Source organism: Legionella sp., assembly GCF_047605385.1.
Classification (GTDB): Bacteria; Pseudomonadota; Gammaproteobacteria; order Legionellales; family Legionellaceae; genus Legionella.
In genome coordinates this window covers 1-26,478 of record NZ_JASGFU010000008.1, presented here as the reverse complement: position 1 = coordinate 26,478, position 26,478 = coordinate 1, and the positions used below count along the sequence as shown (strand labels likewise).

Genomic DNA, 26,478 nt, shown 5'->3' with positions numbered 1-26,478 from the left:
GTCCTCATAAACCTCTTAAATTTGCAACAAGAACCAGGGTCTTGGAGTCTGTTGACATTTCGCTTGCGGACCAATAAATTATTTAAAATTCTGTAGGTTGTTCTGACTCAAGAACGAGTTTTTGGACAACGTGACCGGAAATTAAGTGCGATTCAATAATTTCATCAATATCTGCAAAAGTAGAATAACGATACCATACACCCTCAGGATAAATCACAATGCACGGACCCAAGGCACAACGACCCAAACAGCCGGACTTACTGACACGAATTTTTCCTGGACCATGCAAACCCAGCTCCGCCAATCGTGATTTCATGTAGGCAAAATACTCTTCACCCCCAGAATTAGCACAGCATTGCTTGCCTGCAACCTTCTGGTTTGTGCATAGAAGTACGTGTTTCGAATAATAACTCAACGAACTACTTTCCTATTTCTTCAATTTTATTTTTTAATTTAAGTCCAGCCTTAAAGGTAACTACTCTTCGAGCTACTACTGGAATTTCTTCTCCAGTTTTGGGATTTCTCCCTGGTCTTTGTGGCTTATCCCTTAAAATGAAATTGCCAAAGCCAGATAATTTTACATGATTTCCATGTTCAAGGCCATGACGAAGAATTTCAAAAAAATTTTCGACCATTTCCTTTGATTCAGCTTTGGACAGCTTTAATTCATCACACAAGGTTTCTGCCATTATTGCTTTGCTCAATGCATTCACGATTTATTCCCTCAATATGATTGAAAATTTATTTTCCAACGATTTGAGTATAGCACTGATTAAAGAATTGATCTCAGAATCAATCAAAGTACGATTATCATCTTGTAAAGTCATTGCAATTGCAAGACTTTTCTTGCCCGCTGGAATACCTGGACCGGTATAAACATCAAATACATTAAAAGCCTTGAGCCAATTTTCTTTCACGCTCTCTCTAACAACAGACTCAATCTGCAGCACACTAATCTCTTTATCAACCAAGAAAGATAAATCACGGCGGATCTGTGGATATTTAGAAATCGCTTGGTAGCATGGCGCACCATGACCTGAAAGAAGAGCTAAATTTAATTCAAATAAAAATACATCGCGCTGCATATCCAAAGCATCAACTAAACGAGGATGCAATGCACCAATCCATCCAGCAAAAACACCATTAATTTGGATTTGTGCAGATTGTCCTGGGTGTAGGGCTTCATGAGGTGCAACTATAAACTCTACATGATTTAGTTTTAAAGCAGTAAACAACGAGTGTAAATCACCTTTTAAATCAAAAAAATCAAAATGGCGCGTGGTTTCACTCCAATTCATACTGCCTTGCTCACCGGTCAATAAACCTGCAACGCAAGAACGCTCAGTGAGTTGCTGTTGCTCAACATCAAATACCACTCCAATTTCAAAAAACTTAATCAGATTTTGTTGACGATGAACATTATAAATCATTGATGCGATCAAACCAGGCCACATCCCTGCACGCATCTGGGATAATTCGGAAGAAATAGGGTTAAGTAATTGCATTACCTCATGTGAAGGATAAAATGCTTCTTGTAATTCAGGATCAACAAAGCTATAACTGATGGTTTCATTGTAGCCTCTACTACTAAACCAACGAGCAATACGGGTAGCTACTTCTTCATTAGCACATGCACTTCCAGCATGTACTGGGATATACAAAGGTTCGGCCTTTAAATTATCATAACCATAAAGACGGATGATTTCTTCGACTAAATCAACATCTTGTTGAATATCAAAACGATGTGAAGGAACAATTACATCAAAAAGATGCTCATGTTCATTAGTGATTGTAATGCCAATACCTTGCAACAAGGTTTTCATTTCCGCACGGGAAATGGCAAGACCGGTCAATTTTTTTACTTTATCAGTATCAAAAGTAAAACTTACTGTCGCTGGAACATATTTTGGCTCCTGCACTTCAATTACTGGCCCTGCTTCACCACCTACTATAGATAAAATTAATGCAGTTGCTTTTTCTAATGCTTTACCTTGCAATTGTGGATCAACCCCACGCTCATAGCGTTGTGAAGAGTCACTGAATAAACCAAATTTTCTCGCAACACCTGCAATTATTACAGGTGTGAAAAACGCACTTTCTAAAAATAAATCCGTTGTATCTTCTTGAACTGCACTGTGTGCACCGCCCATAACACCGGCTATAGCCAAAGGCTTCTCTTTATCAGCAATAACGAGCACTTTGTCATTTAGCGTTAACTCTTGGCCATCAAGAAGTTCAATTTGCTCTTTATCATTACTAAAGCGAACACTAATTTCGCCTTTAATTATTGATAAATCAAAAGCATGCATGGGTTGACCCAACTCAAGCATGACATAGTTCATGATATCAACCACAGGATGGATTGCTCTTATGCCAGAACGACGCAGACGCTCATTCATCCATAAAGGGGTAGTTGCCTGGGGATTTATACCACGAATTACTCGACCAAAATAACGTGGGCACGCTTCTGCATTCTTTAAATGCACAGATACCACATCATCAATACTTGGGGTAACCACGTTCACTGGCTGTTCTAATAAAGGCAGCTTATTTCGCACCGCAACTTCACGTGCAATACCTAAAACACTGAAACAATCTGCACGATTAGGAGTAAGATCAACATCAATAATATAATCATCTAACATTAAATATTCGCGTAAATCCCTACCTACAGGCGCATCACTGTCTAACTCCATGATGCCATCTGACTGCTCTGCCATGCCAAGCTCAGTGGCAGAACACAGCATACCTTGTGATAGTTGGCCACGTAATTTTGATTCCTTAATTTTAAAATCACCTGGTAAGTTTGCACCAATCATTGCTAAAGCAACTTTTAAACCTGCGCGCACATTGGAGGCACCACAAACAATTTGCAATGGCTTATCGGCATTGATATTCACTTCACATAGAGTCAATTTATCTGCATCAGGATGAGGCTTGGTACTAAGTACCTCTGCAACGATGACATGCGTAAAGGGACCGGCTACCGGACTTACTGCATCGACTTCCAATCCAGCCATAGTCAATTGACTGGCCAATTCATCTTCAGTCAATGAAAAATTAACCCATTCACGCAACCATAATTTACTTAATTTCATCTATAGTCCTTACCACCTGATTAAATTTTTATATGCACTGCCACAAATACTTAAAACTGACTTAAGAAAGTAAGATCATTTTCAAACATCATACGCAAATCATCGATACCATAATACAACATGGCTAATCGATCCATACCCATACCAAATGCCCAACCCTGATATTCATCAGGCGAAATACTCACTGCTTTTAACACATTAGGATGTACCATTCCGCAACCCAAAACTTCCAACCAACCGGTGAATTTACAGGAGCGACAACCTTTACCACTGCACTGAGTACACTCAATATCCACTTCCGCCGAAGGCTCTGTGAAAGGGAAATAAGAAGGTCTGAAACGCAAGGCTAATTCGCGACCAAAAAAGTTAGCAAAAAAATCGTGCAACAACCCTTTTAATCCTGCCAACGTAGCTTCTTTATCAATGAGCAAACCTTCTACTTGGTGAAACATAGGGGTATGTGTCAAATCAGAATCACAACGATAAACACGGCCAGGCGCAATAAGACGAAATGGGGGAGTGCGTTGCTCCATAGTTCGAATTTGTACTGGAGAAGTATGTGTTCTTAAAAGCCGGCCATCACCAAAATAAAAAGTATCATGCATTGCACGTGCTGGATGATGTCCGGGAATATTTAAAGCTTCGAAATTGTAAAATTCTGTTTCAATTTCAGGCCCATCAACAATATCAAAACCTAAACGAATGAAAAACTCGTTAATTCTATGTTTTACTTGGGTGACAGGATGTAATGAACCACATTCATTGTTGCGCCCGGGCAATGTCACATCGACACGCTCAGCAGAAAGTTTTTCTAATAATTGTTTTTCTTTGAGTGCGTGCATTTTGGTTTCAATCAAAGCAGTAATTTCACGTTTTGCCTGATTGACTAATTGTCCCACTTTGGGTTTTTCTTCCACAGATAAGTGAGCCAAGCCCTTTAAAATTTCGGTCAACTTGCCTTTTTTACCCAAAAAATCAACGCGAATTAATTCTAATTCAGCAACATCGTGTGCTTTCTCAATTGCGTTTGCCGCCTGTTCTTGTATGGTGATGATATCCCGCATAATTATACCCACAAGTAAAAAGGAGGCCTAAGCCTCCTTAAGTAGTTCATTATAATCATATCTCTTGCATATGTTGAGCCGCAGCACAACGAGCATAGAATAATTAATTTGCTAATGCAGCTTTCGCTTTCTCAGCTATTGCAGCAAAAGCCACTTTGTCGTGAATAGCCATATCAGCCAATACTTTTCTATCTAATTCAATCGATGCTTTTTTCAAACCATCGATCAAACGACTGTATGACAAGCCACATTCACGAGCTTGTGCGTTGATACGAATAATCCATAATGCACGAAATTGGCGCTTTTTCTGACGTCGATCACGATATGCATATTGGCCCGCTTTAATTACAGCTTGCTTAGCAACACGATAAGTACGACTACGAGCGCCGTAATAACCTTTTGCTAAATCCATTATTTTCTTATGACGTGCTTTTGCAGTCACACCACGTTTAACTCTTGGCATTATTCATTCTCCCCTTAACTACCGTGCAACATACGTTCTGCTAAACGAGCATCGCACGCTTTCAAGCTACTAGCACCTACGCGTAAATGACGTTTTGCTTTGGTAGATTTCTTGGTGAGAATGTGATTTCTGTAAGCGCCACGGCGTTTAACTCGACCACTTGCAGTTTTAATGAAGCGCTTAGAAGCTCCACGATGTGATTTTAACTTCGGCATAACACTCTACTCCGCATTGTTTTTGCTACTTTGTTTTTTTGGGCGCTAAAACCATTAGTAATTGTCTTCCCTCGCGTTTTGCATGTTGTTCAACAACAGCAAACTCAGCAGTATCCTGCTGAATACGTTCAAGAATCTTCATACCGAGTTCTTGATGAGCCATTTCACGACCACGAAAACGTAGCGTAATTTTGACCTTATCGCCATGATTCAGGAAACGTATCAGGTTGCGTAGCTTGACCTGATAATCCCCATCTTCCGTTGTAGGACGGAATTTTAGTTCTTTAACCTGAATTTGCTTTTGCTTTTTACGGGCTTCAGCTTGTTTTTTGCTCAGTTCAAAGAGAAACTTACCATAATCCATAATACGACATACCGGCGGTTTGGCTGTTGGTGATATTTCCACCAAATCTAACCCACCTTCTTCTGCCGCACGCAGGGCTTCGCGAGTTGAAACAATTCCCGCTTGATTACCATCGACATCAATTAAGCGTACCTCAGGTACATTGATCTGTTCATTAATTCTTGCGCGATCACTTTCACGCTTAGTCGGTGCACTAATGGCTTAATCTCCCCTGCTTGTTAATTGGTCATTGATCCCTTACGGGCAATTTCTTGCGTTAAGGTATCACAAATTGTATCTATTGTCATCACACCCAAGTCGACTCCTTTACGAGTACGTACTGCTACCTGGCCTGATTCGACTTCTTTGTCCCCAATCACTAATAGATAAGGAACCTTTTGTAAGGTATGCTCGCGAATTTTAAAACCAATTTTCTCATTTCTCAAGTCAAAGTTGGCGCGAACACCTCTTTTTTGCAAACTTTGTGTTACTTTTTCTGCGTACTCGTTTTGTTTTTCACTAATTGTAAGCACTGCCGCCTGCACTGGAGACAACCATAACGGCAGCTTTCCAGCATAATGCTCAATCAAAATTCCCATAAAGCGCTCAAAAGAGCCAAGGATAGCACGGTGCACCATTACTGGTGTTTGCTTACTGCCATCTTCTGCAACATAACTGGCATCAAGACGCCCTGGCATGGAAAAATCAACTTGAATGGTTCCACACTGCCAAATACGACCTAAGCAATCAGCTAAAGAACATTCAATCTTAGGGCCATAAAAAGCGCCTTCTCCAGGTGCATCCACCCACTCAATATTTCTGTCAGTCATTGCCTGCTTCAGCGCAGCCTCTGCTTTATCCCAAACAGCATCGTTACCTACTCGTTTTTCGGGGCGTAAAGCCAGACGGTATTTAATTTCGCTAAATCCAAAATCAGTATAAACAGATTGCACGAGCTGCAACATCATGTCTACTTCAGATTGGATTTGGTCTTCAGTACAAAAAATATGCCCATCATCCTGTACCATATTACGTACACGCATTAAACCATGTAAGGAACCTGATGGTTCACAGCGATGGCAATTACCAAACTCAGAAAATCGTAGAGGTAAATCTCTATAGCTTTTTAAACCTTGGTTAAAGACTTGAATATGGCAAGGACAATTCATTGGCTTCACCGCATAGAAACGGTTGTCGGTCTCAGTAACAAACATTTCATCGCGAAAATTCGCCCAGTGCCCGGACTTTTCCCAAAGCACACGGTCTACTAGTTGTGGTGTTTTAATTTCTTGATAGCCAAAATCAACCAGACGTAAACGCATATAGCGTTCCAATTGTTGGTAAATGGTCCATCCTTTGGGATGCCAAAACACCATGCCTGGAGCAATGTCTTGAAAATGGAATAACTCCAAGGCCTTACCTAATTTGCGATGATCTCGCTTTTCCGCTTCTTCGATACGGAATAAATAGTCAGCCAATGCGTTCTTATCTGCCCACGCGGTACCATAAATACGTTGTAGCATTTCATTATTAGAATCACCACGCCAGTAAGCCCCCGCTACTTTAGTCAGCTTAAATGCTTTTAAGAAACCGGTTGCAGGGACATGGGGACCACGGCATAAGTCTTCAAAATCTCCTTGTTTATAGAGAGAAAGAATCTCTCCTTCAGGGATATCTTCAATAATTTTCGCCTTGTACTCTTCTCCAATGCTTTTAAAGTATTTAATCGCTTCATTTCGCGGTAATTCTCTGCGTGTAACCGAATAATTCGCTTTCGCAAACTCAACCATTTTGGCTTCAATGCGTTCTAAGTCTTCTGGCGTAAACGGACGATCAAACGCAAAATCATAATAGAAACCATCTTCAATCACCGGACCAATGGTCACCTGCGCACTAGGAAAAAGACTTTTCACTGCTTGCGCGAGTAAATGCGCTGTAGAATGACGAATAACTTCAAGACTTTCACTCTGTTTTTCGGTGATTATCACTAACGCGATATCTTTCTGAATAAGAAATGAAGTATCAACTAAACGATCATCAACACGCCCAGCAATCGCTGCTTTAGCTAAACCTGGGCTGATACTGTGAGCAACATCATACACAGTCACCGGTGCTTCAAAATGTTTTACACTTCCGTCAGGCAGTTTAATGTTTGGCATGATTGTATCCGTCGTTCCGTAACCACTTCTTTTCAAAAAAAAACCCTGCATCGCAGGGCTTAAACCGTAATAACTTAATGCCGGAAAAGGCATATCATCTTATTCTAGCAATGTATTGTAAATTCATTGTATGGTAGGCACGAGTGGGATCGAACCACCGACCACCACCATGTCAAGGTGGTGCTCTACCACTGAGCTACGTGCCTATAAACAGACCTGAGTCCTTATTTGGCAAGCAGTATATAATAAGCAGATATTATAATGCAAATAATTTAACTGTTTTCCCCGGTTAATTTTTTATTGACTTTTGACTGTTTACATAACTTTTTTACACCTATGTGTTCCACTATTATTTTGTATCATCAAAAAAAGGCCTGAATGATGGGGGTTATTCAGGCCTAGATGTCTGCGAGGTTGTAACCACTATGGGTTAGACCACTTTTTCCGTTTGTTGAACTGTGTGATACCTGTTCCATCGTGTATCACGATTTTTCCATGTTTGTTTGGACTATTTGTGAAATTTTTTCCGTAAATTTCACAGTCATTATATCGATTTAGTTTCTATTGTCAACCTTTAATTTCCAAAAGAAACTAAAAGTTTCCAAAAATACTAATATTTGCAGGTTAGCTTTCGCTTTGTTACACTGTATGAGGCCCTCAATCTATAGGTTTTTTGCACATTCATGGAAAAAGTTGATCTAACAAAACAATTTGCATACCGTTTACGGGATGCCATGATTGCTGCTGGATTTAATTCTCAACGCTCCACATCTGGGGTAAGTATCCATAAACTTTCTGAAATTACTGGTTACTCTTTACAAATTTGCAGAAAATATCTCCGGGGTGAAACAATTCCTGAACCACTAAAACTGGTAGAAATTGCGGCCAGACTAAATGTTTCACCCGGATGGTTATTATTTGGTGAATCTCACACTGATCAAAATATTAATGAAAACAAAATCGCTATTAGCAAAATTTTACTGCACTATATTTTCACTAAAGCGGCAAACCTATATAATGATGCGCTAGGAAAAGAGGAAGTGACTGATTTTTTAATGGAGTTAGTTCATGATGTAAGTATGATTAATGCAAATGAAGAGCAGTCTAAAAAAATTATTGATTTGGCTTTAGCTTCAGTAAAGCATTTTAGCCATCCACATGGAACATAAAATAAGAATGGTTTTATGGAAAGAAGTCGTAATAATGTAAGGCTCCACCCTGATATTCTCGAAATGCTGTTTGCTTTTAAAGGTAAAGTCTCCTCTGTATTTCGTGATGTATTAGGCATCCATGAAATTGATCATATTGCATGTACGCGTATTAGCAAAGACAATCAATTACTTACTTTATCTTCAACTCCATCCTTAGAATTTAATTTATTTAGTAGCCCACTTTGGCGTTGTGATAAAACTTATAAATTTCAATGGCTTAAATTATGCCAACATGATTATTGGCAAAATTTATATTCTCATAACCGTTATGACGAGCTTTATTACTTAAAGCAAATTAAGCACGCTTATCCACTAGGAATAAGCTTGGCCGCACAAATTGAAGAAGAATATATGATTTACTCTTTAGCAAGCAAAAAATCCTGTGCCCATACTCGCGACTTATTCGCAACTCAAAGTGAGGATTTTTATAAAATAGGCCAGTATTGTTCCAACAGATTATATTCAATTTTTAAAACATGTGACACTATAGGCGTGGATCAACGTCTGCAGGAAAATAGCTGCCGATAATTAGTTACAAAAGCGCAAGGCCCATGTCTGTCAGACTAAAGGCCCTGATTCAACATCCCTACGCAACTTCTTTAACAGAAAGAACGGTAACTTCTTCAACAGGAACATCTGCATGCCCTTTGCTTTGTCCTGTTTTTACCTTAGCAATGGCATCAACAACATCCATTCCTTCGGTCACTTCACCAAACACACAATAACCATAGCCTTGCATGTTTTCTCCGCTGAAATTTAAAAAAGCATTATCTGCGACATTAATAAAAAACTGTGCTGTAGCAGAGTGAGGATCCATCGTTCTTGCCATAGCAATTGTTCCACGTTTATTGGGTTTCGCATTTTTAGCTTCATTCTTAATAGGAGTTTGTGTTTGCTTTTGTTCCATATCAGAATTCAAACCACCACCTTGGATCATGAAGCCAGAAATAACACGATGGAAAATTGTGTTATCGTAAAAACCACTACGAACGTAGCTTAAAAAATTCTCTACAGTAACGGGCGTGCTTTCTGTATCTAATTGGAGATGAATATCCCCTTTAGATGTGCTAATAACTACCATTATTTCTCCTGTGAATTAATTACGAAATCACGCATTTTATCACAAACATCATGCATCACATGAACATTATGAATCGAAGCTAATGCCGTAAACAAATTAGCCTTTTGCTTAAACAATTGGTGTAGATAAGCGCGTGAATAATAACGGCAAGTGTAACAGGTACAATCCGCCATAATCGGTGACATATCCTCAGCAAAACATGATTTCTTAATTTGAATGCGTTCATTCTCATGCTCACTGGCAAAACGTAACCAATTTCCTTCTTGCACAACTTTGCCACAATATAAAGCTCCATGTCGTGCATTACGTGTTGGCGCAACACAATCGAACATATCTATTCCTTCAGCAACAACATCCAAAAGATCTTGCGGAGACATACCAACGCCCATGGTGTAGCGTGGTTTGTTTTCCGGTAAATAATCACGCACCCAACGAATGACCTCAACTGTGATTTTCATATCAAAGCCAACCGTTTCACCACCAATGGCAATGCCATCCGTATTCATTGAGGCCACAAAATCGGCACTTTCGCGGCGTAAATCTTTAAAAATGCCTCCTTGAATAATACCAAATAAAGCTTGTTGGTATCCATAGCGCGAACAAAGATGAGTTTGGTGATAACGTACTGACTGCTGCAACCACCGATGAGTACGTGTCATAATTTGCCCTACTTCATCCTTGGTACAATTATCAGGGGTGCACTGATCAAAAGCCATAATGATATCTGCGCCAATGATCTTTTGCGTCTCTAAAGACATTTCTGGCGTCATATGAATAAGCCTCTGTGTGCCAGGTAACTTAAAATGAGCCCCTTCTTCATCAATAGTACAGATTTCTTTATTCTTAGAAAGGCTAAATACTTGAAAACCACCACTGTCGGTGAGCATAGGCCCATGCCATCCCATAAATGGATGCATCCCTCCAGCCTTTTCAATAACTTCCATACCTGGAGCGCAGAGCATATGATAAGTATTGCCACCTAAAATAATTTGGCTATGCGCTACCTGCAATTCTGCAGGAGTCATATTATTCACACCAGCCCGAGTACCTACAGGCATAAAAGCAGGTGTTATAAATTCACCATGTGCCGTAGTCACGCGAGTCACACGCGCTTTAGTTGCCGAGTGTCGATACAACACTTCGCAGGAAAAGGTTTTCATTAAGATAATGACGTAATTCAAAAAATGCGATGATAGCTAACTCAACTATAGATTGCTAGTATTTAGAATATTACTTGCTGCTTAATCTATGATAAAATCATGCACTAATTTACAAGAGGACTACAATTTATGCCATTGCAATTCATGATTGATATAGAAGGAACTGAACTTTCTGAAATTGAATGTGAACTATTAACGCAAGCTAATGTAGGGGCAGTTATCCTGTTTACACGCAATTTCATCAATGGCAAACAATTACAAAAATTAGTCACTGACATTAAAGAAATCAATCCAGATTTGTTCATTGCTACAGATCATGAAGGTGGCAATGTACAACGCTTTCAGCGCCGTGGTTTCAGTTCTATTCCTGCCGCTCGCGCTTATGGTAAAGTGTATGATAAGGATCAACAAATAGGCCTGGAGTTTGCCCAAGAATATGGTGAAATAATGGCCAATGATCTCTTAGTGCATGGCGTTAATCTAAGCTTGGCTCCCATTCTTGATCTCCATAATCAGTGCAGTATCATTGCCGGATTAGACAGAGCATTTCACCACCACCCCGATGCAATTATTGATTTAGCCAGCGCCTTTATTCAAGGCATGAATAAAGCAGGTATGCCAGCAGTCGGTAAACATTTTCCCGGTCATGGCTCAGTAAACTCAGATTCCCATATCAGCATGCCTGTATCCAAAGCCAGTCTTGAAGAATTAATGGCTAATGATTTAAAACCCTTCATCGAGTTAATCAAAAAGGGATTATTGCCTGCTCTGATGCCAGCACATGTAACCTATGAGGCAATTGATAAAGAAAATCCTGCCGGTTTTTCAAGTACTTGGCTGAAAACAATTTTACGCACGCAATTGAAGTTTCAAGGCTTAATTCTTAGTGATTGCCTGAGCATGAAAGGAGCTGATATTGGTGATCTGAACACACGGGCACAAAGAGCATTATCCGCGGGATGTGACATGCTGATTGTATGCCATCAACCACGAAAATTATTATTAGACTTAGTACAAAACCAAGCAATTGAACATAATCCCGAATCTGTAAAGCGTATTGCAGCATTTAAAAAATTAATGTCTCAAAGCAAAACAGCACTCTGCTCACCCTCCTCGTTTTTTGAAGAAAAACCATCCAAGGTGAAAAACACCACTAGGAATGATGAGGAACTTAATAAAACCTTAACAATTTAAGTAAAAATTAACTCCAGGTAATATCGCTTGAAGTTACAATAAAGGATTATTTCTATTTACACCCAATGGACGTGTACACCAAAATAAAAAAAGCCCCATAAGCAACATAAACGCAAAATACATTGCCGACCAACCAGCCATGGAAATCCCCCACAGATGCCAGGTTGCTTCCGCACAATCACCTGTTCCCCACAGCATTGTTTGGGCAATAGTCTTCCATGGAAAATAGCGAACTAAAATATCGAATCCTGGCATACAGGCAGGAACTTGTGACTCCGGTAAGGATTGTAACCATAATTGTCGCAAGGCAAAGAATAATCCTGCAGCAGCAAAAAAAACTTGCAGAAAACTAACCCAATGCGCTCGCCTTAACGTGCGAAAACTTAAGGACATTAGCCCTAATAAAATAAACACACAAACACGCTGCATAATACACAAGGGGCAAGGCGCTAAGCCTAAACCATATTGAAAATAAAAAGACGCAAACAAAACAAACAGCGTCACCAAAGCATTAAATGTTTGGATTCGTTGATGCATTAATTTAGTCATGATTTGGGCAACATATAAGCGATCGCAGCGTTCAGATCATCCTCACTGCATTTAAGACAAGTTCCTTTTGTAGGCATAGCATTCAAACCTTTTATTGAAGAAGCAACTAAATCATCTAATGTTCGACCAAGCAAACGAGGACTCCAATCGTGTTCATTTCTAAATTTTGGTGCACCCGCCAAACCGTCTTTGTGACAAACTGTACAATGTTGCTCATAGATTTCCTGGCCCGGTTCTTTTTTAGGCACCGCCTCAAGAGCTTTCGTCGCCATCGTCGCCGAACCGTCTATCGTCACTTGGCCTACGGGTTGAATTCTTAATTGTGTTTGCTCACGCTCTGTGTCTGCGCTTACATCAGGGACCAAAGAACAACAAAAAAGTAAAACAACAAACTGCTTCATACCCATACACCTCATAAACACAATTTAAAATCATACCCATAAGTAGGTTTTTTTTCCAGCTTAGCAGTACTAATTCGCTTAAAAACATAGCAATTAATTGCTCTCACTCTATAAAATCAGCCTTCTTTATAGAAATAGGCTATATTAAAAGTTAAAACCACAAAAAGGAACTGATATGACTAATAATAAAAATGTTGTGGATATTCCGGATACAGAAACATTTCAACGTCATTGGGGATGGCTCCTAGGCTTAGGTATCCTGCTCTTAATTTTAGGTTGTATTGGCTTAGGTATGGATATTATGCTAACGATTGTGAGCATGTATTTCTTCAGTGCCCTGCTCTTGGTTTCTGGATTGTTCCATTTTGCAGATGCATTTAAGTACAAGCAATGGAAAGGAGCTGTGTGGCAAATTCTGATTGCAATTCTTTACATCATTGCTTCCGGTATCGTCTTATACGATCCTTTATTAGCGTCAACCATTATCACGGCGCTTTTAGCTTGGGCTCTTATTATTATAGGAGTTGTCCGTATTGCCATGTCGTTCTCTGTTAGAGATACCAAAGGTTGGGGCTGGATCTTATTCGCAGGGATTATTTCATTAATGTTGGGAATGCTTATTTTACTGCAATGGCCAATCAGTGGTTTATGGGTCATTGGAATGTTTATTGCCATTGATATGATCGTCAGTGGTTGGACTTATATATTCATTGCTATTGCTTTGCGTGCAGCAAAATAATCGCGTTGGACCACAAAAGGTCCAACCTACACAAATTAAAATAAAATGGTATCATAGCCCATCATCAATCAAATGGTTGTTGCCTATGAGCACCAAAACAATCCGCATTGCAACTCGTCAAAGCCCTCTAGCCTTATGGCAAGCCAATCATGTCCGCGATCTTTTACTAAAACAGCACTCGCAACTGACCATAGAACTTTTGCCGATGACCACTTCTGGTGATAAATTTCTTAACGATAAATTGTTGACTGTGGGTGGTAAAGGGTTATTTGTCAAAGAACTGGAAGAGGCATTACTTGCACAAAGAGCAGATTTTGCAGTGCATTCTGCCAAAGACATGCCTGCGGAATTTCCTGCAGGATTAAATTTAATGGCTATTTGTCAACGCGATAATCCCTTTGATGTACTCGTAAGTAAAAAATATCATCACCTCGACAAACTCCCGCAAGATGCGATTGTTGGTACAAGCAGTCTTAGACGTCAATCACAATTACTGGCATATAGGCCTGATCTCACCATCAAACCGTTACGTGGCAATATCAATACACGCTTAGCCAAACTTGAGTCTGGAGAATATCATGCCATTATTCTGGCGGCAGCAGGTTTAGAGCGCATGGGTTTTAAGCAAGAAATTAGCGAACAGTTATCTGCTAGGATCATGCTCCCTGCTTGCGGGCAAGGGGCTTTAGCCATTGAATGTCGCACAGATGATGATGAAATAAACGCCTTAATTGCAGGTCTAAATGATCAAGTATCTGCTATTTGTGTACATACAGAGCGAAAAGTAAATGCCTTATTAGGAGGAAATTGCCATGTACCACTTGCTGTATTTTGTGCCCCAACGAAGGATAAGCGACTGATACTACGTGCAAAAATTCTAAATTATAACGGCAGCCAAATGCTCGAGTATGAACAAATCGACACATTGGAAAACGCACCACTGATGGCTACTCGATGCGCTCAATCACTGCTCGACCAAGGAGCAGAAAAATTACTTGCGTCAATTCCTAAATGAAGCGATTACTGCACAATTTACGTGTTTTAAATACACGTCCCCAAGGACAAAATGCACCTTTGAGTCAAGCCATTCGTGATGCGGGGGGTATTGCCATTGAACTACCTACGATAAAAATTGAAGCAACTCAAACTTGGGTACGCTCCTTACCTGATTTAAGCACTATCCAAAAAGCAATCTTTATCAGTGCCAACGCTGTTGAGCATTATTTTAGTGTGCTAAAACAACAGCAAATTCTATGGCCTGATTCTATCGAAATCATTGCTATTGGTAAGGCCAGTGCCAACGCCCTGCAGCAGTTGCATATTCGCGTCAATGAGGTTCCTGAGCAAGCAAACAGCGAACATGTTTTAGCATTAAACACACTCACGAATCCTGGTCAGCAAAATATTTTGCTCATCAAAGGAGAAGGCGGAAGACCGCTAATCGAAGAAACACTAACGCATAAAGGTGCTAATCTGCACGTCTTGCGCGTGTATCAACGGACGTTACCGAAAATAAACCATCAATTTATTAAATCAATATGGCATGATGATTTAGTGGATATTATACTGTTAACTAGTGAGCAATCCATCAATCATCTTTTTCAGTTATTTGAAGAAGAGGCTCATACTTGGCTACGCAATAAAACATGCCTGGTGCTCAGCGAACGCCTGGCAGAGGCAGCCTCGTCATTGGGGATAAAAAATATTATTCGTAGTCATCCAGACGGGATAATGGACTCGTTGTTTGACTATGTTACCAAGGATTAACTTATGGCCAATAGCACTAGAGAACCTAAAAACACTGAAGAAAATAGACTAAGTTCAACTGTGAAGCCAAATCCTAACTCTGGAAGCAATTCCAACACTTTTGCACCTAAAAATAAATCGTTTATGACTGCAGGAGCAATGCTGATTGCCTGCGGAGCCTTAGCCACTTCGATTTATACCATTTCTCAAAACCAACACATACAAAATCAGTTAAAAGATAAAAATAATCTTTTATCGGCACAAATAGATACAGTTGCACAAAAACAAGAAAAAGTACAAGAGCAAATTGAAACGAAAACAAATACCATTGAAGAAACACGCTCTTCTTTACAAGCCAAATTTGATGCATTAAATAATCAATTACAAACGGCAATGAGCCAAAAATTTTACCAAAATCAAAATTGGCAGTTACTCAAAGCACGCTATTATCTTGAATTGGCTCAAATTAATGCTCATTGGAGCAAAAATTTTGATTCAACAGTGGCACTCTTACAACAAGCCGACCAATTATTACAACAGGTTCATGATCCTAAAATCTTCGCGATTCGCCAAGCTATTGCTAAAGACATTGCACAAATACAAGCGCTTCCAAAAATTGATCTTGCAGGGATTTTAAGCCAGTTAGATGCAACTCAAACCAGTCTAAATGATTTGAGCATTCTAGCGGTCATCAACGATGAAAAAACAAAAGCAGAAGAACAACTCGACTCATCAAAAAAGGCTTTACCTGTTTGGCGCTTGCGTTTACAAGACAGTATGCAAGTATTGAGTAAACTGGTGGTCATTCGCCGCAATGATGAGCAGATAAAGCCACTTATTTCTCCAGCCTATGAAGCCATAGTAAAAGAAAACATTTGCCTTAATCTGCAAGAGGCACAATGGGCAGTTTTAAATGGTAATCCGGAGGTGTATAAATTAGTGTTAACTCAGGCCATTACTACGCTTAAAAAAAATTTTAATCAACATGCGCAAAACACTATGGCCTTAATCAACAAACTCAATGAACTACAACAAATTCAAATCACACAGAAAAGACCAGAAATTGGCACAGCCCTGCCTCTACTAAATCAATTGATTGCCTCTCAGGAATCATCAACAAAACATTCCAGCACCATTAATCAGGGAGGAAACGCACAATGACCCGTTTGTTTCTCTCTTTTTTTATATTACTAGCAGCAATCATTGTTGGCATACAGCTGAATAAAGATCCAGGTTATGTATTGATTGCCCTTAATCACTGGACGATTGAAACCACATTATGGATAGCAATTTTAAGTCTTCTGTTTTTATTTTTACTGATATACCTATTTATACGTCTTTGCCATAAAATTTCTCATACACCTAAAGCCATAAGTCGCTGGCATTCCAAACGTCAGGCGCAAAAAGCACAAGCAATTACGCGTAAGGGATTGATCGAATACAGTGAAGGTTATTGGAAACAAGCCCAAAATCATTTGATCCAGGCGTTACCTAATACGGATACCCCTCTACTCAATTATTTAACTGCAGCCCGTGCAGCACAAAAAATGGGAGACAGTCAATTACGTGATGACTTCTTACGTGAAGCACAGCAATCTATGCCAGAAGCTAAAATCGCAGTCGAATTAACACAAGCTCAGTTACAATTAGCCAATCATCAATGGGAGCAAGCTTTAGCAACCCTAAGACATCTTCATGATATAGCGCCACGCCATCCTTATGTATTAAAACTACTCGTACAATTATACCAAGAAGTACGAGATTGGCCGCAATTAATTGCCTTATTATCAGATATAAAAAAATATCACGTCTTTGAACTACAAGAATTTGAACGCTTACAACGTAATATGTATTTACAGGCATTGATGGATCTGGCCAAACAAAATCAGGTTGCAGCAATAAATTCATTATATCACTCCATGCCTAAAATCTTAGCTACGGAACCCGAAGTGATTGCGGAGTACGTCCAGTTTTTACTAAAAAACAATGATAATGACACTGCAAAAAAATTATTGCGTCGTGCTCTGCGTAAAGAATTTAATCCACAATTGATTACACTCTACAGTAGCTTACCTGGTGATGAAAAACAGTTAGCATTTGCTGAAAGCATGCTAAAAAAGAATGTGCACTCCGCTGCACTTTATCTATGCCTTGGTCAACTATGCATTAAGCAACAATTATGGGGAAAAGCGAGACATTATTTAGAACAATCCAATGAAATAGAACCCTCACCTATTGCTTATGCAACCTTAGGTAAACTGCATGAAAAACTGGGTGATCCAGTACTTGCAAGCGCAAGCTACAAACACGGCTTGGAGTTAGCAACAAATAAGAGATAAAATCATAACAAAGTCACTAATAAGTGTTTCCTATCCCATTTGCATCCTTAAAATAGCGGTAAACGTTCAGACAATGGCTCATGGTCAACCTGCTCCAATTAAATCTTTTGCTTTTGCTGTTAAAAATTGCCGCGACTTAACAAAAATAAGTTGCGAAGTAAAAAATTAAATTGGCATTTTCTAACACATTGTCCTATATTTTTAAGGGAAATTTATTAAGGAGAATAAAATGAATAAAGATATATTTGAAGGAAAATGGGAAGAACTCAAAGGTAAAATGAAAAAAACTTGGGGTAAATTAACTGATGATGACTATAAAGTTATTGAAGGAAACCACCAAGAAATTTTTGGAAAACTTCAAAAACATTATGGTTACTCCAAAGATGAAGCTGAGAAAGCCGTTAAAGACTTCCAAAATGACACAAGACATTAATTAAAAACTATGAAACAAGGAAATGTTATGAAAAAGTTAATTATTTGCTCTTTAGTTTTAAGTTCATCTATTGGCTTTGCTGCAACTCAAACAGATATGAATTCAAAATGGATTTGTACTACAAATGCGAGTAGCAGTGATAATCCTAGTGATAAATCTGCAGATGATAAAATGGCGAATACCCAAGGTTCTGCAGCCCAATCTTTTTCTTTTGCAGCTCAAAATTGTCGCGATTGCACAAAAATAACTTGCGAAGCAAAAGATTAATCATATTAAATGAAGCTGGATAATATAATCCAGCTTCATTTATAAACTTATTATGTTTATTAGAAATCAAGCTCTTGCAAGCTGGGGATTTAAAATTTCTTTTTGGATTAGAATCTACTCAAGGAAGAAAATATGAAAAAAATAATTTTTGGGGCTTGTTTCATCGGCTCTTCCTATGTATTTGGGGCTAATACCATCAATATAAACAGTAACTACTAACGATCAAACTGCTGCCGGAATAGGATACGCTGTTAACGGTAAAAAAATAGGAGGCTCCGGTAGAAGTTATACGGGTAAAAGACCTATTAATAGCAACTATTCATTTGGATATAGAAAAAACACTCCTCAAAGCAAAGATATCTCTTGTGGTTCTCATCGGTTAACCAAAGATAGCCAAGTTTATTTAATTGCGAAAGGGAATAAATGTCTAAGCATCGTAAGACGATAATTACAAAATACCTAATAGGGTCACCTAATACCTCACTGAATTTTAAACATATAATTCCGAATGAAGTTTATCAAAACTAGCCTCACATTTTAAATGAGTTTTCTTCCAACACAAATGAACTGGAATAGGTGATTTACTTTTTTTAAGCTATATTTAAAATGGTTATCCGAAAAAGGAACTTTGAGATGAACTTAATTTTACTCATAATATTGATTGTACTTATAGTAGGGTTACTCCCGGCATGGCCCTATAGTGCGGGTTGGGGATATTATCCTAGTGGTGGTGTTGGATTAATACTTCTAATTTTGCTTATTGTTCTGCTTTTACGCGGAGGACCACCTTAGTCAAAAGAGAGTTCCCTGGTATCACATCCTAATTTATTTAAAAAAATTTCCGCAATTATATAAATTGCGGAAATATATATCATTGATTTCTCTATAAGTTAGCCTTCATCAGTTGTTCTTCTTTTTCACAGCACATACCGTAGCAGGCACTAATACAACTTGATATGCCGCCAAGAAAAAATAATACAAAAAGTATCCAACCCTTCCAATGTAATTGTTTCGGATTAGTATCCATCATTTTTTGTGTTGAAGTATTTTGTGAAGGAGTCACAGAGACGTTAACATCTGCTGAAGATATTTGTGTAGGAGCAAGATTAGGATCTAAATTTTCCTCATAAAACGATACATAATGGGTAAAAGGCATGATTAACAGGGCACTTAACATTAATACCAAGCTCCAAGTAATAAAGCCATAAATGACCCCTCCATGACAATAACAATGATGGAATCGACCTAAATACCCCGCTACAAATCCTGCAACCCCCATTGAGACGATAACTCCTATTAGTAAACCTAAAACCCCACCTATTGCAATAGTAGGAGCTACATTTGGTAAAGAGCTATAGGCACTTAAACCAATTGCCATGCTAAAAATATTAAGCAAAAAACTAAGTCCCACCCCAACAAAGGCTCCTGCAATAATCGCAGTCCAATGAATATGAGTTAAGGTCGCTTTATAACATTTTTGATTATCCATAATAAAAGTATCCTTATTTTAAATGTGAGAAACCAACCAAATTAATACTAATAAACTGACCGGAACACCCAACAACCATGCAATGATGTATCCCATAATTTTTCTCCCTGTGATAAAACCTTATTTTGCTTTAAAAATTATAGACTAAAAACAAAGGGTCACTATTTTTTTGCTAGCTGGGGTCAGAAGAATTAGAATAGAGGTTATAATCAAGCAGCTAAATCATTTGCATAATCTTAATCTTCTTGACTTCTAGCATACTCATCTTGAGGCTTGATTAAAAACCAATGTTTTTCATCTTTGAAGCGAATTAAATTCCAGCGGCCTTTTAACTTTTCTGCATGTAGAATAAAGCGTAAATGGCCATTTTCATAGGCTTTATAAGGATTTTCATCTAAAGAGTCTCAAGTTCCTCTATCTCATAACATATAGCATTGCCCGCTACCTCCTCTACTCTATAATTTGTTATAATTTTTCTTTTATAACAAGGATGTAATGAGTGCCGTATAGTTTGGATTTAAGAAGACGAGTAGTATCAGCAGTTCATGGTGGGATGAAAAAGACAGAAGTATATAAGCTATTTTCTATATGTAAGTATACATTGTACAGCTGGCTGGAACTGGAAAGAACTACTGGAAATCTAGAGCCGCACACTGGATTTCAGAAAGGGCACAGCCATGGGATTAAAGATGTGGAGGAGTTTAAAGAGTTTGTGGACGCACATCCAGACTACACCCAAAAAGAAATGGGCCAACATTATGGGGTAGGTAAATCAACCATTGGACGATGCCTGAAAAAGATAGGCTATTCTAGAAAAAAAAGAGCCAAACTTACTCCGAACGCAGTGAAGAAAAACGAAAAGCCTACATAGAAAAGATAAAAGACATTGAGGCTGAACAGATAGTATATGTGGATGAATCTGGAATGAATGATAATGATTTTTATCCCCATGCATACAGTGCCATTAGTACTAGGCACTATGAAGCTCACCCTAGACATTATATAAGAAGAATCAGCATGATAGGCGGGTTATCCAGCCAGAATTTCATAGCCCCCTTTATTTTTGATGGGCATTGTAATACCGTTGTTTTTGAACTGTATGTTGAGCAGGTACTGGCGCCTGTATTAAGTAAAGATATATTGGTGGGGATTGACTATGCCAGCTTTCATAAATCAGTAAAAATCAGGAATTTGATTGAGGCCACTGGAGCGAAGCTCCTTTATTTACCGGCCTTATTCTCCTGATTTAAATCCTGACTTTTACCCATAAATAAAAAGTACTAAGATAATCGTATGATTTATTAGACAATTTAAAATATAAGCTATAGAGAGATTATGGAAAGAAGTTCTACTAGTAAGCATTGGATAGAAAAGGAATTGCAGCATGTTAATCTTGGTGATAAAAGATTAAATAGGCGTTTTTTAAAAACAAGTAAACTTATTGAAGCCAAAGCATCGGGTTCAATTAATCAAAGCTGTGGTAGTTGGAAGGAGGCAAAGGGAGCGTACCGATTGTTTCGTCATGAAAAATTAAAAGAGGCTGATATCTATTCCTCTCATGCACAGGAAACGTGTAATAGGATAAAGGGACATCCCTTCATTTTGTGCGTTCAAGATACGAGCTATTTGGACTATGATACCCATATAAAAACTCAAGGGCTAGGAAGTATTTCGAAAGCTTATACAAAACACAAACAAGGTTTGCTGCTTCATAGTACGTTGGCCTTGAGTGAGGATGGATTACCCTTAGGTCTAACCTCTCAGCAGAGAAAACGAATATGAGGACACACCTACAAAGCCTATCAAATAAAAAAGAAGTACTCATTCATGTTCCTCAAAAAAAGAATGCCCCTGCAAGAAAAGCATCTGTTGAAATTAAATTTTCTTCAGGACTTATTTCTATTCGCTCAGCTTCAATTTATGGTTCTAAAAATAGTTCCCATAAAATTAGTGATAAGCTATAGCCTAGTCCCAATAAAATGATTACAAGCAATGGAAGCGAAAAAGGTCGTCAATAGAACAATTAAAAGTTCTACGTAAGCTTTTAGCTTGAGCCCATTTATGTTCAATAGGATTAAGGTCTGGAGAGTAAGGAGGTAAATATTCTAAACTTACTCCAGCTTTCATTAATTGCTCCTGCATTGTTTTGTCTTTATGAAAAGCAGCGTTATCCATAATAACTACACTTTTTTGGGGTAGCTTGGGTAATAAATCGTGCTCAATCCAACTATTAAAGGTTGCTGCATTAATTGTTCCTTCAAATAAGCTTACCGTCAGTAATTGATTATCTCGTAATGCCCCGATGGCATTGATTCGGCCTCCCTCTCCCCAAGCACGCTGCCCATAGCATCGGGTTCCCTTTAAGGAGTAACCATGAGTACGCGGCATATTGTGTGCAAAGCCGCTTTCATCCAGCTAAATCAGAGGACGTCCTTCTTCTTGATAGGCAGCTATTCTTTTTTGAAAAGAACAACGCTTTTCCTCATCTGCTTTAGGATGATTCCATGTTTTTTTATAGCTTAATTTTAACCGAATTAAAGCAGAACGGATCCCCGTCTTACTTACTTTAAAACGCGCAGCTCGTTCATATTGATAACTATCTGGATACTGTTCTACATCTTTTTTAAGAGCTTCCATATCTATTTTGGTTGCTGGTTTATTTCGTTTTTTTTGAGGTTCCAGAGCAATAAGCCAGCGCATCACGCTTGCTTTACCTACGCCAAAACGAATAGCTGCCGCTTCGATACTTAAACCTTCTTCAGCTCTTATCTTTAATACCTTTTTTCGAAAATCTAGTGAATAAGTCATAAGTAATTGATTATAATCAATTTACTGGAACTAGGCTATATGAATATGAACGAAACAGAATTTATTATGACATCACTTTTTCAGTCATCCAAAAAAATCGTAATTTAAAACCCAACCCTTACCTTGTTGATACAGCGAAACACTTATTTGCTACTGCTTTAGGAGCAGCTCCTGGTTATGCTCCTGCAACAGATAATAATGCGTTACCTGTTGATATCTTGCAAGAAGCTTTTGTTGAGTCTTATGGCTTAAAAAAATATAAACCAACCATAATGCAACCTAAGCACTTTAATTTTGAAACAGATTATTTCCCAATATATTACTCATTACAGCATCCTGCTACTCGTGTATTCTCACCAAGATCACGCTTAGCCGCCAGTACAATAAATGAAATGCGTGAACTGGAACATATCATGAATATTTTTATTGAAGAATTATCAAAAGATGGGACATTGTCCTCTGATACTGTTGTCGGACAAATTGCAAAATTCGTTAAATTCAACTATTTTCATAACGCTATAGATACTCATAACATACTTAGAAACTCTCTCGAACTATTAAATAATGATCGTCGATTCAATAATACTTTATTTCCACATACCTCAGAAGCAGTATTTGCAGCAGATGCCTCCTTCTTAAGAGGTTGTGTCAGTATAGATTCTGCTGAAATACCAACACAGCAAAAAACACATTGTCCCGATGAGCATGCTGCAATGCCAGAGTAAATTTCCACCCCAATTCTGATAAATGATACCGCCTAATGTTGATCCTATCACATTACTTGTTGCAAATGCAGTTTGAAATAATCCCAAGCTTTGTCCTGTCTTCTGATGGCTGCTGTGCTCATAACATAGAAGTTGAGCTGTAGAAATAAAGAGCATTTCACCCGGTGTCCAAATAATGCAGGAGAAAACAGCCAGAGCAAATACAGAAGAATAACTTAAAATCAGCATTCCCAAGCCCATTAATAAAGCTCCAAATCCTGTCACCAATAATTTATTTTGCTTACCTGCCAACGTAGTCAATGGCGCTTGAAAAAAGACAATCAAGAATGTATCTAAAATAAATAAAATACTTACAGCTTTCACTCCTAAATATGGAAATAACCTTTGAATATACAAGGGATAAGTAGAACTTAGCTGCGCAATAATTAGTCCGACGAAAAAAACACATGAAATAACCAATAATGAGATTATCTTAGCTCCATTTGTATGGCTGTCATAATACTGTTCTTTAATTGATAATGGTACGTTAATGCTCGGATTATTTTGGAATAAAAGATAAAGTGCAGAGCACAAAAGTAACAAGCTTGATAAATAAAAAATTGACTGAAAGCCATAAGTGATCATACTCGCAATGAGCACACCGGATAACCCTAACCCAAAATTAGCAGCAACATGAGAAATACTAATCGTTTTATAATGTAAATTTGCATCATTTCTACACATACCAAGCATCCAGACATTGTTGGATATTTTAAATCCATAAGCTGCAAATCCAAGCAAAAACAAATTAACCATCAACATAAAGGCTGATTGTAAGTAAATTAAAAGAAAAAACACAGCAGATTGCACTAAGAGACTAAAGATTGAAATATGTCTAGGGGAGAATCTATCCGACAACTTACCAATAATAAGCCCACCAGATATAGTACCTAAACCATAAGAAGAAAGTAACAGTCCAGTCATCGATGGAGTAAAGTGTCGAACGGTAACAAAATAAAGCGACAGAAAAAAACAAATACCTATTGTAAATGTATTAATACAAATTAACATAATACCTTGCCAACAAAACCTGGGTAATCCTTTATAGTTTGCTGCATATTTTCTAGCAAAAGTTATTAAATAATCCGTCATTTTTATTTTAATCTACTTAATATTGCCTGATTGCAAAGAGCTTTTTTACAGGTGGAACATATAAAGTTGAAAGAGTAGATAATTGAATATCTGGTAAATACTGTAACTGTATCCGGATTATTTTAGGTTCAAAACCAGGATATTGTGCTGCTTCATAGATAATAATTTCATCTACAGGCTGATAAAAATGCTTTAAATAATCCAACAAAAGCAAAATACCTGTTTTTTTATTATTTGTTGATCCATGATCAATAATGCCTACCGCATCAATTTGCCACAAAATCAAATGAGATGAAGCATCAAACTGTCGCTGATGAATTAAAAAATCCGTTGCTTCAAATGATTGACACCCTGAAGAGCCAGGATCTATCAATAGATCAGCAAAAAGACAAGCCTCTGCAGATATGGCAGGTAAAATTTTTGCGAAATAACCTTTTTTTTGCGCTTGTTTAACTGCTTCTAATCCTGGTTTGGAAAAAACACTTGGATGACCATACAGAGCAAAGCATACATGTTTTTTTTTGATAGAGATGCTCTAAAACATAATTAGTAATACTCTGATAAGCTTCCGCACGAAAAGAACACGAACCATATAAAAGATCCAATGATTCTGTATTTTGATTTTGTTTTTGTATCCATGACTTCAGAACTGGATCATTTACTAAATAAAGAACAATATCAGATTGTTGTATATAAGCAATTGCCTCTGTAGTTAAATGAGCACAAAACTTAATTCCACATCCAACAACAACTAATGAAGATTTATCTGAATTTATTTGCATGTCTAGCAAAACAGCATCTTGAAAATCTAGAGATCAAAAATTGTAGTTCGATCAGCAAGCATTGCCTTTTCATTGAAAATGAGCTTTTAGAGATGATGCATCATTCTGTATCAACATACGTTGTATGCTCTCATGTTCTTCTTTTAATAACTCTTCAAAATTTACTTTATGGTGAGTTGTGCTAGCCAATTGCTCGAAAAGTGTCACGATACTCATACTGCAGCCCCTCATTGATTAAGTTTTGATTCTAATACAGGGTTATAATAGTTTAAATCTGATTAAATTTAATTTTTACTGGGGAGAAATTGTAGGTGGTCTATTTTGAGTAAATTATGCAGGAGATAGTAGTTTGATCTTGTGAGTTTATTAAATCAAGCCTATAACTATAAAAACATAAAGGGAGCTTGTGATGTCAGAAAAAAAATCTACAAACCAAGTAGACTCTGCTGGAAATGGCAGGCATGGCTTCTATTCTCGGAAAAACCGATTTTGAGATGCCTTGGGCCGATACCGCACAAATATTACGTGAGCATGATTTAAAGGTAATGACATTAAATACACCACTCGAGGTCGAAGAAACAGTAACCTTAGCATCAGGACAGCAGGTTATTGTATTAACAAGAAAAGCACCTTTACATGATGAGCAAGGTAACGTCATTGGCATCATTGGAACCTCATTAAACATCACTCATCGTAAAGAAGAAGAATCTATTCTTCGTTCTACACAAGAGCAAATGCAATCCACTTTAGAAAACATCGTCACCAACATGCCAGGACATGTATATTGGAAGAGCAAAAATGGCATCTATCTAGGCTGTAACAATCGTCAAGCAAGAAGTCTAGGCTTTCAATATGGTCATGAAATCATAGGAAAAACTGATTTTGATTTACCTTGGGGCGAGAATAAAGCGGAGCTGTTTCAAAGAAATGATCAGCACATTATGGACACAGGCGAAAATGAAATTATGGCGATTGAAGCAAATATAGCGCTTTTGCTTACTCAAAATGGTTCAGAAAATAAAATAATTGTAACTCCCCAGGTATTTAATTGAGCTCACCGGCTTCCCCTCTCCCCCGCGCG

General features: G+C 38.1%; 36 protein-coding genes and 1 tRNA gene. 17 read left to right on the top strand and 20 right to left on the bottom strand.

The features are described from left to right. Positions 1 to 82 precede the first annotated feature (82 nt). From QM652_RS03300 to QM652_RS03260, 9 genes are all read right to left on the bottom strand, one after another. Complete coding sequence (locus QM652_RS03300) at positions 83 to 415, bottom strand: (2Fe-2S) ferredoxin domain-containing protein (RefSeq protein WP_415072852.1); 333 nt, start codon at positions 413 to 415, stop codon at positions 83 to 85. A gap of 4 nt (positions 416 to 419) precedes the next feature. Then, on the bottom strand, positions 420 to 713 hold the full coding sequence (locus QM652_RS03295) for an integration host factor subunit alpha (protein WP_415072850.1): 294 nt from the start codon (positions 711 to 713) through the stop codon (positions 420 to 422). A gap of 3 nt (positions 714 to 716) precedes the next feature. Further along, complete coding sequence (gene pheT, locus QM652_RS03290; protein WP_415072848.1) at positions 717 to 3,098, bottom strand: phenylalanine--tRNA ligase subunit beta; 2,382 nt, start codon at positions 3,096 to 3,098, stop codon at positions 717 to 719. Between the two features lie 50 nt (positions 3,099 to 3,148). Then, on the bottom strand, positions 3,149 to 4,162 hold the full coding sequence (gene pheS / locus QM652_RS03285; RefSeq protein WP_415072846.1) for a phenylalanine--tRNA ligase subunit alpha: 1,014 nt from the start codon (positions 4,160 to 4,162) through the stop codon (positions 3,149 to 3,151). 103 nt (positions 4,163 to 4,265) lie between these two features. Then, the gene (rplT, locus tag QM652_RS03280; RefSeq protein WP_415072843.1) at positions 4,266 to 4,625 is read right to left on the bottom strand and encodes a 50S ribosomal protein L20; all 360 of its coding nucleotides are present in this window, start codon (positions 4,623 to 4,625) and stop codon (positions 4,266 to 4,268) included. Positions 4,626 to 4,639: 14 nt separating this feature from the next. Then, a complete protein-coding gene (rpmI, locus tag QM652_RS03275) occupies positions 4,640 to 4,840 on the bottom strand; it encodes a 50S ribosomal protein L35 (RefSeq protein WP_415072841.1) in 201 nt (66 codons plus the stop codon). 25 nt (positions 4,841 to 4,865) lie between these two features. After that, on the bottom strand, positions 4,866 to 5,402 hold the full coding sequence (gene infC / locus QM652_RS03270) for a translation initiation factor IF-3 (protein WP_415072918.1): 537 nt from the start codon (positions 5,400 to 5,402) through the stop codon (positions 4,866 to 4,868). Positions 5,403 to 5,422: 20 nt separating this feature from the next. Then, positions 5,423 to 7,342, bottom strand: coding sequence for a threonine--tRNA ligase (thrS, locus tag QM652_RS03265; RefSeq protein ID WP_415072839.1), 1,920 nt, complete (start codon positions 7,340 to 7,342; stop codon positions 5,423 to 5,425). Between the two features lie 131 nt (positions 7,343 to 7,473). After that, positions 7,474 to 7,548: transfer RNA gene (locus QM652_RS03260), tRNA-Val, on the bottom strand. Positions 7,549 to 8,025: 477 nt separating this feature from the next. On the opposite strand from QM652_RS03260, the gene QM652_RS03255 reads away from it, so the two are divergent. Next, positions 8,026 to 8,511: a helix-turn-helix domain-containing protein gene (locus tag QM652_RS03255; protein WP_415072837.1), complete on the top strand. Its 486-nt coding sequence runs from the start codon at positions 8,026 to 8,028 to the stop codon at positions 8,509 to 8,511. Between the two features lie 15 nt (positions 8,512 to 8,526). Continuing rightward, the gene (locus tag QM652_RS03250) at positions 8,527 to 9,081 is read left to right on the top strand and encodes a hypothetical protein (RefSeq protein WP_415072835.1); all 555 of its coding nucleotides are present in this window, start codon (positions 8,527 to 8,529) and stop codon (positions 9,079 to 9,081) included. A gap of 58 nt (positions 9,082 to 9,139) precedes the next feature. On the opposite strand, the gene QM652_RS03245 is transcribed toward QM652_RS03250, so the two are convergent. Then, the gene (locus QM652_RS03245) at positions 9,140 to 9,634 is read right to left on the bottom strand and encodes a peptidylprolyl isomerase (RefSeq protein WP_415072833.1); all 495 of its coding nucleotides are present in this window, start codon (positions 9,632 to 9,634) and stop codon (positions 9,140 to 9,142) included. Next, the gene (gene tgt / locus QM652_RS03240) at positions 9,634 to 10,794 is read right to left on the bottom strand and encodes a tRNA guanosine(34) transglycosylase Tgt (RefSeq protein WP_415072831.1); all 1,161 of its coding nucleotides are present in this window, start codon (positions 10,792 to 10,794) and stop codon (positions 9,634 to 9,636) included. Before tgt ends, QM652_RS03245 begins: the two co-directional genes overlap by 1 nt. A gap of 129 nt (positions 10,795 to 10,923) precedes the next feature. On the opposite strand from tgt, the gene nagZ reads away from it, so the two are divergent. Continuing rightward, positions 10,924 to 11,988, top strand: a complete 1,065-nt coding sequence (gene nagZ, locus QM652_RS03235) for a beta-N-acetylhexosaminidase (RefSeq protein ID WP_415072829.1) — start codon at positions 10,924 to 10,926, stop codon at positions 11,986 to 11,988. Positions 11,989 to 12,021: 33 nt separating this feature from the next. On the opposite strand, the gene QM652_RS03230 is transcribed toward nagZ, so the two are convergent. Then, complete coding sequence (locus tag QM652_RS03230; RefSeq protein WP_415072827.1) at positions 12,022 to 12,537, bottom strand: disulfide bond formation protein B; 516 nt, start codon at positions 12,535 to 12,537, stop codon at positions 12,022 to 12,024. After that, positions 12,534 to 12,938, bottom strand: a complete 405-nt coding sequence (locus QM652_RS03225) for a c-type cytochrome (protein WP_415072825.1) — start codon at positions 12,936 to 12,938, stop codon at positions 12,534 to 12,536. The genes QM652_RS03230 and QM652_RS03225 overlap by 4 nt, the downstream gene beginning before the upstream one ends. Before the next feature lie 175 nt (positions 12,939 to 13,113). On the opposite strand from QM652_RS03225, the gene QM652_RS03220 reads away from it, so the two are divergent. From QM652_RS03220 to QM652_RS03185, 8 genes are all read left to right on the top strand, one after another. Continuing rightward, entirely contained in the window at positions 13,114 to 13,677 is a 564-nt protein-coding gene (locus QM652_RS03220) for an HdeD family acid-resistance protein (protein WP_415072823.1), read from the top strand. Between the two features lie 85 nt (positions 13,678 to 13,762). After that, on the top strand, positions 13,763 to 14,692 hold the full coding sequence (gene hemC, locus QM652_RS03215) for a hydroxymethylbilane synthase (RefSeq protein ID WP_415072821.1): 930 nt from the start codon (positions 13,763 to 13,765) through the stop codon (positions 14,690 to 14,692). Then, positions 14,689 to 15,444, top strand: coding sequence for a uroporphyrinogen-III synthase (locus QM652_RS03210; protein ID WP_415072819.1), 756 nt, complete (start codon positions 14,689 to 14,691; stop codon positions 15,442 to 15,444). Before hemC ends, QM652_RS03210 begins: the two co-directional genes overlap by 4 nt. 3 nt (positions 15,445 to 15,447) lie before the next feature. Continuing rightward, positions 15,448 to 16,584 carry a uroporphyrinogen-III C-methyltransferase gene (locus QM652_RS03205; RefSeq protein ID WP_415072817.1) on the top strand — a complete coding sequence of 379 codons (1,137 nt, stop codon included), beginning with the start codon at positions 15,448 to 15,450 and terminating at the stop codon, positions 16,582 to 16,584. Beyond that, positions 16,581 to 17,762 (top strand): heme biosynthesis HemY N-terminal domain-containing protein, encoded by a 1,182-nt coding sequence (locus tag QM652_RS03200; RefSeq protein WP_415072815.1) that lies wholly within the window; start codon positions 16,581 to 16,583, stop codon positions 17,760 to 17,762. The genes QM652_RS03205 and QM652_RS03200 overlap by 4 nt, the downstream gene beginning before the upstream one ends. Positions 17,763 to 17,991: 229 nt before the next feature. Continuing rightward, positions 17,992 to 18,195 (top strand): CsbD family protein, encoded by a 204-nt coding sequence (locus QM652_RS03195; protein WP_101901931.1) that lies wholly within the window; start codon positions 17,992 to 17,994, stop codon positions 18,193 to 18,195. A gap of 27 nt (positions 18,196 to 18,222) precedes the next feature. Continuing rightward, the gene (locus QM652_RS03190; RefSeq protein ID WP_415072813.1) at positions 18,223 to 18,462 is read left to right on the top strand and encodes a hypothetical protein; all 240 of its coding nucleotides are present in this window, start codon (positions 18,223 to 18,225) and stop codon (positions 18,460 to 18,462) included. Positions 18,463 to 19,068: 606 nt separating this feature from the next. Next, on the top strand, positions 19,069 to 19,254 hold the full coding sequence (locus QM652_RS03185) for a DUF3309 family protein (RefSeq protein ID WP_415072811.1): 186 nt from the start codon (positions 19,069 to 19,071) through the stop codon (positions 19,252 to 19,254). A 91-nt stretch (positions 19,255 to 19,345) separates the two neighbouring features. On the opposite strand, the gene QM652_RS03180 is transcribed toward QM652_RS03185, so the two are convergent. Beyond that, positions 19,346 to 19,951 (bottom strand): hypothetical protein, encoded by a 606-nt coding sequence (locus QM652_RS03180; protein ID WP_415072809.1) that lies wholly within the window; start codon positions 19,949 to 19,951, stop codon positions 19,346 to 19,348. 499 nt (positions 19,952 to 20,450) lie between these two features. Between QM652_RS03180 and QM652_RS03175 the strand changes: the two genes are divergently transcribed. The 4 genes from QM652_RS03175 to QM652_RS03160 all read left to right on the top strand — a co-directional run bounded on the left by QM652_RS03175 (position 20,451) and on the right by QM652_RS03160 (position 21,915). Further along, entirely contained in the window at positions 20,451 to 20,822 is a 372-nt protein-coding gene (locus QM652_RS03175; RefSeq protein ID WP_415072807.1) for an IS630 transposase-related protein, read from the top strand. Between the two features lie 38 nt (positions 20,823 to 20,860). After that, positions 20,861 to 21,196, top strand: a complete 336-nt coding sequence (locus tag QM652_RS03170; RefSeq protein WP_415072805.1) for a transposase — start codon at positions 20,861 to 20,863, stop codon at positions 21,194 to 21,196. 90 nt (positions 21,197 to 21,286) lie between these two features. After that, entirely contained in the window at positions 21,287 to 21,733 is a 447-nt protein-coding gene (locus QM652_RS03165; RefSeq protein ID WP_415072803.1) for a transposase DNA-binding-containing protein, read from the top strand. Next, complete coding sequence (locus QM652_RS03160) at positions 21,730 to 21,915, top strand: hypothetical protein (RefSeq protein ID WP_415072801.1); 186 nt, start codon at positions 21,730 to 21,732, stop codon at positions 21,913 to 21,915. Before QM652_RS03165 ends, QM652_RS03160 begins: the two co-directional genes overlap by 4 nt. 19 nt (positions 21,916 to 21,934) lie before the next feature. Here the strand turns inward: QM652_RS03160 and QM652_RS03155 are convergent, their stop codons facing one another. Beyond that, entirely contained in the window at positions 21,935 to 22,339 is a 405-nt protein-coding gene (locus tag QM652_RS03155; protein WP_415072799.1) for a transposase, read from the bottom strand. A 27-nt stretch (positions 22,340 to 22,366) separates the two neighbouring features. After that, positions 22,367 to 22,759 (bottom strand): IS630 transposase-related protein, encoded by a 393-nt coding sequence (locus QM652_RS03150; protein WP_415072797.1) that lies wholly within the window; start codon positions 22,757 to 22,759, stop codon positions 22,367 to 22,369. A gap of 218 nt (positions 22,760 to 22,977) precedes the next feature. Here QM652_RS03150 and QM652_RS03145 point away from each other — a divergent pair, with 218 nt between their 5' ends. Continuing rightward, positions 22,978 to 23,484 carry a hypothetical protein gene (locus QM652_RS03145; RefSeq protein ID WP_415072795.1) on the top strand — a complete coding sequence of 169 codons (507 nt, stop codon included), beginning with the start codon at positions 22,978 to 22,980 and terminating at the stop codon, positions 23,482 to 23,484. Here the strand turns inward: QM652_RS03145 and QM652_RS03140 are convergent. The 4 genes from QM652_RS03140 to QM652_RS03125 all read right to left on the bottom strand — a co-directional run bounded on the left by QM652_RS03140 (position 23,395) and on the right by QM652_RS03125 (position 25,613). Beyond that, complete coding sequence (locus QM652_RS03140; RefSeq protein WP_415072793.1) at positions 23,395 to 24,615, bottom strand: MFS transporter; 1,221 nt, start codon at positions 24,613 to 24,615, stop codon at positions 23,395 to 23,397. The two genes, QM652_RS03145 and QM652_RS03140, sit on opposite strands and share 90 nt — an antisense overlap. 16 nt (positions 24,616 to 24,631) lie before the next feature. Continuing rightward, the gene (locus tag QM652_RS03135) at positions 24,632 to 24,988 is read right to left on the bottom strand and encodes a hypothetical protein (protein WP_415072791.1); all 357 of its coding nucleotides are present in this window, start codon (positions 24,986 to 24,988) and stop codon (positions 24,632 to 24,634) included. Between the two features lie 76 nt (positions 24,989 to 25,064). Next, on the bottom strand, positions 25,065 to 25,397 hold the full coding sequence (locus tag QM652_RS03130; RefSeq protein WP_415072789.1) for a hypothetical protein: 333 nt from the start codon (positions 25,395 to 25,397) through the stop codon (positions 25,065 to 25,067). 69 nt (positions 25,398 to 25,466) lie between these two features. Further along, complete coding sequence (locus tag QM652_RS03125; RefSeq protein ID WP_415072787.1) at positions 25,467 to 25,613, bottom strand: hypothetical protein; 147 nt, start codon at positions 25,611 to 25,613, stop codon at positions 25,467 to 25,469. A 245-nt stretch (positions 25,614 to 25,858) separates the two neighbouring features. Here QM652_RS03125 and QM652_RS03120 point away from each other — a divergent pair, with 245 nt between their 5' ends. Continuing rightward, positions 25,859 to 26,449: a PAS domain-containing protein gene (locus QM652_RS03120; protein ID WP_415072785.1), complete on the top strand. Its 591-nt coding sequence runs from the start codon at positions 25,859 to 25,861 to the stop codon at positions 26,447 to 26,449. Positions 26,450 to 26,478 lie beyond the last annotated feature (29 nt).